The organism is Bacillota bacterium, assembly GCA_013178125.1.
GTDB lineage: Bacteria > Bacillota > SHA-98 > Ch115 > JABLXJ01 > JABLXL01.
Genome location: JABLXJ010000038.1, coordinates 1 through 9997, shown reverse-complemented (window position 1 = coordinate 9997; position 9997 = coordinate 1). Strand labels below are relative to the sequence as shown.

General features: G+C 51.2%; 10 protein-coding genes. 7 read left to right on the top strand and 3 right to left on the bottom strand.

Annotation, left to right across the window (positions count from 1 at the left end; genetic code table 11):
• Positions 1 to 500 precede the first annotated feature (500 nt).
• The gene (locus tag HPY71_14990) at positions 501 to 809 is read right to left on the bottom strand and encodes a helix-turn-helix transcriptional regulator (protein ID NPV54796.1); all 309 of its coding nucleotides are present in this window, start codon (positions 807 to 809) and stop codon (positions 501 to 503) included.
• Positions 810 to 1092: 283 nt separating this feature from the next.
• Here HPY71_14990 and HPY71_14985 point away from each other — a divergent pair, with 283 nt between their 5' ends.
• From HPY71_14985 to HPY71_14965, 5 genes are all read left to right on the top strand, one after another.
• Positions 1093 to 1323: a helix-turn-helix transcriptional regulator gene (locus HPY71_14985; GenBank protein NPV54795.1), complete on the top strand. Its 231-nt coding sequence runs from the start codon at positions 1093 to 1095 to the stop codon at positions 1321 to 1323.
• 156 nt (positions 1324 to 1479) lie between these two features.
• Positions 1480 to 4131: a hypothetical protein gene (locus tag HPY71_14980; protein ID NPV54794.1), complete on the top strand. Its 2652-nt coding sequence runs from the start codon at positions 1480 to 1482 to the stop codon at positions 4129 to 4131.
• Between the two features lie 111 nt (positions 4132 to 4242).
• Positions 4243 to 4977 carry an outer membrane beta-barrel protein gene (locus HPY71_14975; protein ID NPV54793.1) on the top strand — a complete coding sequence of 245 codons (735 nt, stop codon included), beginning with the start codon at positions 4243 to 4245 and terminating at the stop codon, positions 4975 to 4977.
• Between the two features lie 80 nt (positions 4978 to 5057).
• Complete coding sequence (locus HPY71_14970) at positions 5058 to 5765, top strand: hypothetical protein (GenBank protein NPV54792.1); 708 nt, start codon at positions 5058 to 5060, stop codon at positions 5763 to 5765.
• A gap of 4 nt (positions 5766 to 5769) precedes the next feature.
• Positions 5770 to 6426 (top strand): hypothetical protein, encoded by a 657-nt coding sequence (locus HPY71_14965; GenBank protein NPV54791.1) that lies wholly within the window; start codon positions 5770 to 5772, stop codon positions 6424 to 6426.
• Between the two features lie 282 nt (positions 6427 to 6708).
• On the opposite strand, the gene HPY71_14960 is transcribed toward HPY71_14965, so the two are convergent.
• Positions 6709 to 6897 (bottom strand): hypothetical protein, encoded by a 189-nt coding sequence (locus tag HPY71_14960; protein NPV54790.1) that lies wholly within the window; start codon positions 6895 to 6897, stop codon positions 6709 to 6711.
• Between the two features lie 87 nt (positions 6898 to 6984).
• A complete protein-coding gene (locus tag HPY71_14955) occupies positions 6985 to 7551 on the bottom strand; it encodes an HD-GYP domain-containing protein (GenBank protein ID NPV54789.1) in 567 nt (188 codons plus the stop codon).
• A gap of 1267 nt (positions 7552 to 8818) precedes the next feature.
• Here HPY71_14955 and HPY71_14950 point away from each other — a divergent pair.
• Both HPY71_14950 and HPY71_14945 read left to right on the top strand, forming a co-directional pair.
• Positions 8819 to 9010, top strand: a complete 192-nt coding sequence (locus HPY71_14950) for a hypothetical protein (protein ID NPV54788.1) — start codon at positions 8819 to 8821, stop codon at positions 9008 to 9010.
• Positions 9011 to 9144: 134 nt separating this feature from the next.
• The coding region (locus HPY71_14945; GenBank protein NPV54787.1) for a hypothetical protein at positions 9145 to 9997 on the top strand (853 nt) is incomplete at its 3' end.

The following is a 9997-nucleotide window of genomic DNA, read 5'->3' as shown; positions in this document are numbered from 1 at the left end:
ATGGAGGCAGCTTACACTGAGTCTCGTCCCAGGCAAGGACAGAATCCAGAGTCTTACTGATCCCAAGGGCATCGAACAATGCCGAGATAAGAGGAGCGGGCCCAGCGTGAAATATCTTCAAGGATGGGACCATAGGAAACACCCCCGTCTCCATTGTACATAAAAGCAGGGGAAAGTACAAGTAATTATGACCTCAGAAAATGTCCCCTCATGCCACTGCGGGATGCGAAATGTATGCCGGAGGGTTAAGAGGTGGAGAAACGGGGAGCGGGTATTACGATGGGCGCTGGCTGGGTTCGAGGAGGCCCAGACGCGGTTTAGACGGATAACGTGGTAGAGGGAGTTGGTGCTACTTCGGAGCGGGCTTCTACGTCAGATTTCAGGCGAGGTCACGGAAGGGGTAGTAAACCCATGAAAAATCAAGATAGAGTGCCCTACCGAAATTCCACGATAAGCAAGGCACCTCTATCGACAGATTATAAAGAGGATAATTATTATATTCATTCGTTGTCTTTCAGGCTTGCCAGGAATTCCGTCAACTTCTTTACCTGCGCCGGTTTGAGACGCCGGCCTTCATCCAGAAGGGGACGGAGGTGGTTGGGCACCTGTGTTGGTTCATCAGTGAAGAACTCTACCAAACTTATCCCCAAGGCTTCACATATCTTCTGTAAGGTCGTAACCGTTGGCACTTTCTGGCCGGCCTCAATCGCACTCAGGAAAGACTGGCTCACTTTGGCCTCGCGGGCAAGGCGATAGATACTCATCCCTCTCTTTTCTCTCAGGAGCCTTAAACGAGACGCAATATCAATCATGAATAGAGTACCTCCCCAATCAAGTATCTCTATAGAGATTGATCTTATGCTATCATAATCGGCTAAATCCCACAAGATTTTATGATCGATAAGCCCAATTCTGGTACCAATACTAACCGCCGGTGATCTTATTCTCCCCAGAAAAGGAGGGCAATTCACGCATGACACAGGCCTAAACAAAGATTAGATTATATAGCGAATGTAAATTTAGCGTAAATTAGTTCTCGATAGAGCTTGACTATAATCCTCCATAGATATAGAATGAGGATGAGGTGGCACCATGGATAGGCAAATCGGGGAACAGATACAAAGAATTCGTAAGGCAAAAGGTATAAGCCAGGCAGATCTAGCCCGGGCATCAGGGCTAGCCCAATCTTTTATTAGCAGCGTAGAAAGCGGCCAGAAAAGCCCCACCGTTAGGAGCTTGATAAAACTGGCTGAAGCCCTGGGTGTGCCACCTGAGAAGATCCTAGAGTTATGCCGCAAACAAGATGAAAGGAAGAGCGGCTAACCCCTGCGGTAGATGAAATGCTTTCACAAAGGGGGTGATATATGTTTGGTGGTAACGGCGAAGAATCGAAACATTGAAGATTCGCCGGAGATATATGACCTCGTACAACGAAGAGTAAGGAGACGTTATTGAAAGAGAGGAGGACCTCAAACCATTATGAGAAAACATTCGATTATAATCTTCGCCATGGTCATAGTCTTAATCCTCGGGTGCGGGGTGTCCATGGCAGCTGAGCTAACTATTGGCGAGCAATATCATACAGATGCGTATAGCGCACCGACTATTGAAGTTACGTACGACACCGATGGCGCCGATGCCGTATTGAAGGTCTGGGTCAATGATTTGCTTGTTATTGACGGGACCGTTAATAGTAGCGACCCCAAAGTATACAGTGAGCCCCTCAGCATTCAAGAATGGAATAGCCTAGGCGCCCAGGAGGGTAAATATACCATAACGGGGACTTTAGTGGGTACTGACTTCAGCTTCTCTAAAAAGGCTATTCTATATGCCGACTGGAATCCCCCTGTTATCAGCAACCCGAATCCGGCAGATAATGCCTTTGTCTCCAGTCTCACAAATTTTAGCGTCACCATAACTGACGCGGGCACGGGAGTAGACAAAGCGGCAGTAAGCCTGGCGGTGTTGCCGGAGGGACCAACGATCAGCGGACCTCAGGTTGTCGGGGATCGCTATACGTGGACCATTAGTAATGTAAGCGATAATACATATACCTTTACCGTCACGGCTGCAGATAATGTCCCTTCACCGCACACAGTTGAGGAAACATTCAAAGTGACACTCGACAAGACGGCGCCGGTCGTCCCCGTTACGTCAGGGCCCAATGATACCGCGGACAATAGTCCGGCCAACACCGGGTTCACCTGGACGGTAAGCGAAGCCAACCCGGCCCGGTATGCCGTCCTGGTTAACGGTTCAGAGGCCTTCTCCATCGACCATGATGAGGCTGTCGATGCAGGAATGGTCACGGGTAGCGCGCCTGACTGGACCGTTGAGTTCAACGGGGACATAAATGGCGACAACAAACAAGATGTGTTCCTGGAGAACGGCAAGTATACCGTCGTCTTAAAGGTAAAAGATGCAGCAGGGAATGAAGGTCAGAGCGACCCGAACAACCCAGAATCGACCTTTGTGTTTGATAATGTCGCCCCTGAATACACTGCCGGTGCTCTACCGGTTTATGTAGGGCCCAGTACAGACTTCACCCTGACTTTCAAAGATGCCGTAGCTGGTTTTGAGGGCGACGAGCAGATTATGATCTGGGCGTACGGTCCAGACAATAAACTCATCGAGAATTGGCCAAAATCCATAACGATTACACCCAACGAGGTAAGCGAGGATAGCCTATCAATAACCCTGCCCTGGGCCAGTATCGCCGAGTACCTGGGATCTGCTCTAAAAGATGGCGACTCATTCACAATCAAGGTGCTGGCGCATGACAGGCTCGGCAACCCAGACGGGAATCTTGGGGACGCAGAGAAAGAGGCACTGGCGAAAGTTCTCACCAGCACATGGGATAACACTGCTCCAGAAATAACAGCGCCACTAGCTTCCGCGAGCAAATATGATATCACCCGGCTGAAACTTACATACAAGGCCAAAGATGAGATCTCGGGTCTCGGATTTGCGAAGCTTCAAATCCTTGATGAGGTAAATAATACCTCAGTCTTTGAGGGCGACACCGAGAAGAATCCAGATGTCATCTACCTCACATCTGATGGAGTCGAGCTTAATCTCGCCAGCCTGTATGGCAAGGAACTGCTAAAGGGGAACTCGTATAAACTGAACCTCACTGTCTACGATGGCGCCGGGAATGAAAAAACAGCCGATCCAGTTACAATTACCGTCGCTGTAATCGATGGCGATATTGATTTCAACGTACAAGACAGTAAGAGTGTAAGCCTTAGTGGCAAAGATACACCAATCTCACGGATGAACGAACCAGAACTATATTTATATTATAACCCCAACGTAGCTGGGCCAATTGACACGAGTTCTATTGTCGCCACGATAGACGGAACCCCAGTGGAGCATATCGTGATGAGCGGGGATGAGAATAGCGAGCTCATCACAATAATCCCAGGGTATAACCTCGCGGACGGAATACATGAATTCAAGATATCGTTCAAAATTGAGAACGAACCTTACGTTTTCTACGACGGAGCGTTCGAATTCGGTATCGATACCACCGCGCCGGTAGTGACTCAGGTCACCAAGGAGTGGGACGGCAAGTCGCCTGTTAAAGTCAAGGTTGTTGACAACCTGGTTGGTGTAGGCGAAGTGCAGATGGGTATTGCCGACTATACCGGAATGCTCAAGGCAACACCAGATCCTGAAGACTCGAGCATCTACACCATAAAGTTCGGTCCCACCTTCGCTGAAGGAACCTATACACTTAACGTTGCATATGTCGATGCAATCGGTAACTGGAACATGAGAGCATTTGAATTGACAGTCGGAGCGCCACCGGCGCCAGTAGAAGACAAAGTAGCCCCGACAGTCGAGGGCGAAATCAAGGACGGCACTCTCAAGATCACCGCTACCGATAATGTTGCTCTTGACCGTGTGGTTGTCACTGTTGGCGATGAGAGCACGACATATAGCGTATCGGGCACCAAAGCTATAGTGGACCATACGCTCCCAACCAAGATCGGTCTCTACAATATCCAGATAGTCGCTTACGATAAGGCGGGCAACGCAAGCGCGCCGTGGACCACACCCTATAAGGTAAGGCCCAAATACGAGCCTGGTAAGAGCTCTGGTTTTGGTTGGGATATGTGGAAGTATTAAACTAACCAAATGTAGGTGATGGGGTAGGAGATATCCCCTGACGCTGCCAGGCATAAAACATAGTATCTCAACCCCGTCACCTATTCTAGACATTAAGGAGGGAATGAGCTCATGAGAAAAAGTCTATATATATCCGGTATAGTACTTGCTCTGTTCCTGGCCATAGCACCGATGGCCCTGGCAGCTGGTTTAAGTACGTCGCTCGACTATGCATTCGGCAATGCAAATTACAGCGACAGCGATGACAATGGTTTCGACGCTACCCTAAACGGCTTCCAGATCAAAGGAAGCTTTGATATCACGGATAAGATAGCCGTAATGGGGTCCTACTACTCAGCCTCGAGCGCGGACGCAGTGCCGCTCGCCGGCATCGGCAAAGGCGATCTTGGAAACAGCAAGCTCGATATAGCCGGGGTATATAACCTGGGCCAGGGGCTCAAGATCGGCGCCGGCTGGGTCAAGTTCGGATTCGAAGTGGCAGGCGAAGGCTACTCAGCCAACCGCGACTATAGCGGCCTCGAATTGGTAGGCTCCTACAAGATGAACTTCGGGAGCGGACTGGGCGTAGACGCCTCGGTGGGCTTCGCCCCCAGTCTGTCGGTGACTGATAAGGTCAAAGGCGATGTCGGCGATCCCGATAGAACCGCTGAGGCAAGCTACAAGGGCTCTCTGTTAGGGTTTGAAATCGGCGCCACGTACGCTATAAGCGAGAACATAAACATCAAGGGCGGGTATCGCTCGACGCATATAAGCGGCGATGGGAAGCCTGACCACCCTGAATACCGCTTCCTGAGCCACGATTATACCGTCTCTGGTTTCTTCTTGGGGGTCGGGGCAAACTTCTAAGTGTGCCTCCTTCCACTGAAAGCCGGGGCTGATCTCCTTTGGCCCCGGCTTTTAAATGAAGAAAGAGGGGGGGCAAAACTATGACGAAAACCGGCCGTGTAATCTTGATCCTGTGCATGCTGTTCATACTTACAGCCGCCCCGGCATATGCCCAGGTAACCGAGGTCTACGCCGGGGTCGAAGCCGGCGACCTCTTCGCAGGCCTGCGCTACGCCCTGACCCAAAGCCTCGAGGGTTTGCTGGAATACTCAGAGGAAAGTGGAATATCCGGCATAGGCATATTCTACAAGTCAACTCCTTGGAACATTGAACTCATACGCCGCACCGATTCATGGGAGGTCGGGATAGCCTCCCAGCCCGTAGGCTCCCTGTATGTAGACTCAGACGAAAGCAAAGGCGAGCTGGACGGGATATTCTCCCTAAAACTAGGCCAGCTATACAGCACAGGAAAACTCAGCCAGGAACCGGGGGAAAGCAAGGGTTCTCTAAACACCTATTACACTTGGTTGGGTGGAAAGAGTTCAATACTATGGCGGTTCAAAGACGAAGGCGAGCGCCTGCGAAACCTTACGCTGAGTCACGACTTCAAAGTGGGTAAACACCAAATCGTAGCCTCATGGCAATCAAACGAATACGATGTGAGCGGCCACGACCTCGTAGGTCAGGGCATTGAGGTCCTGTGGCAGCCATCAAGCTGGCTCAGGCTCGGATTGGGTAGCTTCGATGAAGAGCCCATAGGCGTATCGGCCCAGCGCTATAGGGTAAGGTTGGGACACGAGTTTACCTAATAAGATGAACTCCACTTTATTTGGCCTAGAAGGAGCAGTAGAAGACTTTCTTTATAGCCAAGGCGATAACCGGCTCGAGCTCACAGTCGGCGGCCGGGCCCGCCGCTCGTGGAACGGCGGCTACGCCGAGCTGAAACTAACCCGCATCCAGAGGTCCGGTGAAACACCATTTCACTTCGATGACAACCCAGAACTAGATTTCCTAGTCATGCCTGAAATTCAGCAGAAGATTGGCTCTACCATCTCTAAAATATCAGCCACCTATGATGCACTGAACAACAAATGGAAATACGCCAAGGGCAGCCTCCAGGCGCCTCTTACCGATAAGCTTTCATGCAGCTTCACGGCAGATTACGACCTGGACGATCCACCTGAGCCCGATGATACCACCTACACTTTGACAATCACCCAGCAGGGATATATAAACCTGCAGGGACGCGCCACCTTCAACTCGGAGTTTAATACCCTCCTGGTGGGCGGCAAGGCAGAATTTCCCCTACGCGAGCACCGTCTGGGCTTCGGAGCCAACTACGACGTCCAGGAGCAGGAGCTAGACGATGTCTTCATAAGCCTTAAGATGAAAAAAGCAGGGAAGATTACCCTGACTTACGAACCCGCAACACCTAAAATCATGGCCAGCTACCAACCCCTTAGGTGGTAACGACAACTCTTACCCATATACCCCCTTATTAACAAGAGCGGCTGAGTGCCGCTCCTTTTTGCCATGAAGCTGTTGACCCACCTATCAACTTTGCCAACCGGGCCGCCATGGAAATGCTCGGCTCCAATGCTCACACAAACTGGTCCAGACATCACCCGTAAGCTACATCGTCTCAACACCAGAGATATACTAAGACCGAAGAAGCAATTATGCGACTTCTTTCCTGTAACATGCTTCCAATATACCTTTCCAGCTAATCGGCCAAAGGCGCATTCTGGTGTCCTATATCAAAAGCTCAGCGATAAGGGGGCTATAGTGTTGGACGCATACGCGTCGTAGATGACCACTACAACGCAGGAACCCTATTGCCGCCTGTATCAGGCCGGATGGGCTGTCGGCATCTTCAGGAAAGGCTGCAACCCCGATTGATAAAGTCAGAATAGCTCCATGTAAACTTTCTCTTACGCCCACACTGTGGACTGCCCCTTGGCAGGCCTTCATATAGCCTGCTCACCTCGACTGTCTAGCGAATCAAGATTCTCTACCATCCTCCTGGATTCATCTTTCCGCGGTACAGGCGCCCGCGTGCGGGAGATAGGCTGAAAATCCCTTCTTCCTCAAATAGGAGCAGAACGCCAGCACCACCTCCGGGTCAAACTGCGTGCCCGCACACTGTTCCAGCTCTAATATGGCCTCCAGGATTGTTATAGCGTGCCTGTATACCCTTTCCGAAACCATCGCATCGAAACTGTCGGCCACACAGAGGATCCTGGAACCCAGGGGTATCTCATCTCCTCCAATCCCGTGGGGATACCCACGGCCGTCGTAACGCTCGTGATGGTACAGGACAATCCCTGCTATGCCTTTGAACCCGGGGATTTCGGCGATAAGCTCGTGGCTCAGGGCAGGATGTTTACGTACCTCCCTCAGTTCTTCATCGGTGAGTTTGCCGGGTTTAGATAGGGATGACCTGGGGACCCCGATCTTTCCTACGTCATGAAGAAGCCCTGCGAGATAGATAGCCTTTTGATCATCGATGGATAGCCCCATCTCCCTGGCAATTATCTCGCTGTAATCGGCAACATTCTTGGAGTGCCTGGCAGTATGGCTGTCACGAAGGTCTATAAGGGCGGTGAGAGTCAAAAGGAAAGCTTGTTCCAGCAACCCTTTACTATACTGCATGCCCGCTAGCTCTGAAAGGAGATTCTCCAGCACTGCTGCGTCCCTCCCGAACCTGTTAGTCTGTGTTGCCGACAATCCCGCTTGAAATGCCCATTATGATTAGTTCACCAGAAACCCTAGGATAAGTTTGCTTCTAATTCCGTTAAGTCTTATCACGAACAATTCTCCCCGCTTTACATAATCATTGTCCGATGAGGCTTCCAGGGATGGGCCACTGTTCCCTAGGGTGGGCCTCGCCCAGGGGCCTTGCTGGGTACAAAAAGATAATGGTCATACCCAGTACATCCATGATGGAAGTCACGCTTTGGGTACGACCATTTGTTATACGCGTCATGATGGGGATGTAGTTTATGAGAGTACAAGGCTATTGAAAAGAGGCTATTGGGAGATGTTACCCCCCCCCCCCCCCCCCCCCGAGGGGGAGTCTTTGCTGCAGACCCCGTTGAGAAAACACACCATAGGTTCATTGCGAATTCATATCTCTCTTCTTTGGTAGGTTCTGTTGCCAACCCAAAGCTCACCCCGGTCTTCGTACACCTATTTCGCAGCTTGACCTAATGCCCGTCATCGCAAGAGGCAAACGCGTCTCGTCAAGTCGGCCCCGAGCCCCCAGCGTGATGAGCAAAAACACCAGAAAAAGTATTACTCGGCAATTCAACCATATATTTTCGATATTATATGACAAAATCCTCTTTGTTTCGTAAAGAATATATAGAGCGGTATACAGGACTAACTTCGGGCTTTCGGATAACTCTTGCCCAATAATTTGGCCTCAGCCCGATCCTCATGCACTTGGTCGGCCTCGCATTACCCTCCACATATCACCGGCTACATGGCCGCTAGACGCCTTGAATGGCGTGCAAGCCCATACTCGACAGACACACTGTCACCTGATGAAAACGTCACTTACGAATCTCCCATGCAGTCTTGCATCATATGACTCTATTTGGAAGCTTATAAGAAATAGATTCTTCCGCAAATTTTCGAAGGCCATTTCCCTCTCTCCACGATCCCGGCACTTGCGTTCCATGCCCCACCCCTCCCTTGGGGCGGCGATGCTCAGTACATTGAAGGGGCGATGCCCACGGCGATGCTTCTTTACCTATTACCAAGTCTTCATGAACTTTAGCCTATGTTCTCTCGGTAGCTATCACAATCGCGGCTTACATAGCCGCGATTTTTCATCTTCTTTGCGGAAGGAGGGTTAGTAATGTCTCTACTTTATCTCGCTCTGGACAGGCTTTCAAGAGGTAACGTCACAGGAGCCGCCCAGGCTATTCAACTGGTCTGCGAAAAGAGGGCCTCTTACGGCCTATGCCGCGCAGCTTGCGAGAAGTGCCGCCTGGGGCAGGCAAGGCAAGCGCTCCTCTCAGGGCACGTAACCACCAAGGTAGCCGGCTGATATGAGAGACCAGACCACAAACCATCCATGGGCTGCAACATCACGTCACCGAGGCCCAGACACATCCGGACCTACCAGAACCCACCCCGTCAACAAGAACTGAACACCCACGAGAATGATTAGGAGGGAACAGAATGTCCACAAGTAATCAAGCCTCAGTTATCTTGCAGAAACTTGATTCCATTAGCACTGACCTTGTGAGGGTCTACGACACGAGACCCACAAGTAGTAACAACCATGCATCAGGAATGGTGGCACTGTTCTCGGGGCTTTTAACCTTCAGATGCGTGGCCATCAACGATCAAGCTGTGTTGGGGAAGGATGTCTACGTATTCTTTGACAGGCGGAATGTGACCAGGACTTTCTCGAAGATGGTAGCCCGCCGCATAGCCTGTGGCAGCGAAGGCGCCCCCCAGGGTGAGCTTTCATTTACCCCGGTCCTCACAGTCTACGACACAAGACGGCTATCCGGCCGGAACAACACCGTGGGCATGGGGCGGCTGTTTATCTCCCATGCCGGGCTCGGGATAAGCATCCCCTTCTGGGTTAAGGAACCTGAAAATGGAGTATACAGGATCGTGCTCCCAGGGTACTACATAACCCCGCCATATGACCCGGTAAAGGAGAAGCTCAACCCCAGGGCACTAGAACCCAAGTGGATGGATAAATTCAGGTGGCAGGTGGGCTCTCATGATATCTCCTCAGATATAAAAGGCGCGGCATTGAAGGGATGGCTTTATGGATTAGGGCTCACTGGCGCGCCAGCCCGCCCTGGTCATGAGTGGAGGAGGTGTGCTACCTGCAGGTGGCACGTATTCCTTGATGATGAGGGCCGGAGCACCTGGGAGATAAGGGATTCTGGTGATGTAGCACCCCGCCATTTCTGTGCTCACCCGGCCCGCATGAAAGACAGCGATCCAGTGCCACTTGCGACGGAAGCAGTGAGGTCCGCAAACGAAGCCCTGGCCCACTATGGGAGAAAGGCCA

Coding starts and splice junctions, on each gene's coding strand:
- HPY71_14970 (NPV54792.1), top strand. CDS start 5,058: ATGACGAAAACCGGCCGTGTAATCTTGATCCTGTGCATGCTGTTCATA.
- HPY71_14950 (NPV54788.1), top strand. CDS start 8,819: ATGTCTCTACTTTATCTCGCTCTGGACAGGCTTTCAAGAGGTAACGTC.
- HPY71_14975 (NPV54793.1), top strand. CDS start 4,243: ATGAGAAAAAGTCTATATATATCCGGTATAGTACTTGCTCTGTTCCTG.
- HPY71_14985 (NPV54795.1), top strand. CDS start 1,093: ATGGATAGGCAAATCGGGGAACAGATACAAAGAATTCGTAAGGCAAAA.
- HPY71_14965 (NPV54791.1), top strand. CDS start 5,770: ATGAACTCCACTTTATTTGGCCTAGAAGGAGCAGTAGAAGACTTTCTT.
- HPY71_14980 (NPV54794.1), top strand. CDS start 1,480: ATGAGAAAACATTCGATTATAATCTTCGCCATGGTCATAGTCTTAATC.